1 protein-coding gene is annotated in these 1,527 nt (G+C 77.8%); it reads left to right on the top strand.

From position 1 onward, the window contains the following. Positions 1-1,527 (top strand): acyltransferase domain-containing protein (locus KM933_RS38635; RefSeq protein WP_221362334.1); only part of this gene is annotated, 1,527 nt, incomplete at both ends.

The following is a 1,527-nucleotide window of genomic DNA, read 5'->3' as shown; positions in this document are numbered from 1 at the left end:
CGGCGGTGTCGCGGAGCCCGGGCCCGGCCGGCTCGCCATGGTCTTCCCCGGGCAGGGCGCGCAGTGGCCCGGCATGGGCCGCGAACTCCTCGACACCGCGCCTGTGTTCGCCCGCTCCATGGCCGCCTGCGAGGAGGCGCTGGCCGCCCACGTGGACTGGTCGCTGCACGACGTCGTACGCGGCGGGCCCGGCGCGGCCGCGGCGGACCGGGTCGACGTGGTGCAGCCCGCGCTGTTCGCGACGATGGTGTCGCTGGCCGCCCTGTGGCGGTCCTGGGGAGTCGAGCCGGACGCGGTGGTGGGGCACTCCCAGGGGGAGATCGCCGCCGCGGTGGTCGCCGGGGCGCTGTCCCTGGAGGACGGGGCGAAGGTCGTCGCCCTGCGCAGCCGGGCCCTCGCGGCGCTCGCGGGCGGCGGCGGCATGGTCTCGCTCGCCCTCTCCCGCGAACGGGCCGAGGAGGCGATCGGCCCCTGGACCGGGCGCCTGTCGGTCGCCGCCGTCAACGGCCCCGCCTCCGTGGTGGTCTCCGGCGACGCGGCGGCCCTCGCCGAACTGACCGCGCGGTGCGCGGCGAGCGGCGTGCGGGCCCGTACGGTCCCCGTCGACTACGCCTCGCACTCCGCGCACGTCGAGGGCATCGAGGAGGACGTCCTGGCGGCCCTCTCCGGCATCACCCCGGCCGCCTCCCGTGTCCCGCTCCTCTCCACCGTCACGGGGGAGTGGCTGGACACCACGGCCATGGACGCCGCGTACTGGTACCGCAACCTGCGCCGCACCGTTCGTTTCGACACCGCCGTGCGCGCACTCGCCGGGCAGGGCCACGGCGTCTTCCTCGAAGTGTCCCCCCACCCGGTCCTCACCGCGCCGGTCCAGGACACCGCCGAGTCCGCGGGCGCCCCGGACGCCGTCGTCACCGGCACCCTGCGCCGCGGCGAGGGCGGCATCCGCCGCGCCCTCACCGCCGCGGCCGAACTCTGGGTGCGCGGCGTACCGGTGGACTGGCGGAAGGTGTACGAGGACTGGGACGCGGTACGCGTCGACCTGCCCACGTACCCGTTCCAGCAGCGCCGCCACTGGCTGACGCCCGCCGCACCGCCGCCGCCACCGTCGGCGGACGGCGGCACCGACTTCTGGGACCTGGTGGAACGCGGCGACGCGACGGAGCTGGCGACCGCCCTCGCCGTCGACGCCGCACCGCTGCGCGCCGTACTGCCCGCACTGGGCGCCTGGCGCCACCGCCACGGCACGGCGGACCCGTCCGGCGCCCGCCGGTACCGCGTCGTCTGGCATCCCGTCCCCGACCCGCCGGCCCCCGCGCTCGACGGGACGTGGCTGGTCCTGACGCCCGAGGGACACGAGGAGAGCGGGACGGTACGGGACGCCGTACGGGCGCTGCGGGAGCACGGAGCCGCGGTGGTCACGTCGGCGGTCGCGGTGGCCGGTGCCGACGGGGCGTACACGGACGCCCGGTCCGGTGACGCGACCGGCGGCACCGCCGGCGGGGCCCCGGCGACCGGTGGGGCCGA

The organism is Streptomyces beigongshangae (assembly GCF_019710745.1).
GTDB lineage: Bacteria > Actinomycetota > Actinomycetes > Streptomycetales > Streptomycetaceae > Streptomyces > Streptomyces beigongshangae.
The sequence above is the reverse complement of the archived record's forward strand: the minus strand, read 5'-3'. Positions and strand labels throughout refer to the sequence as shown.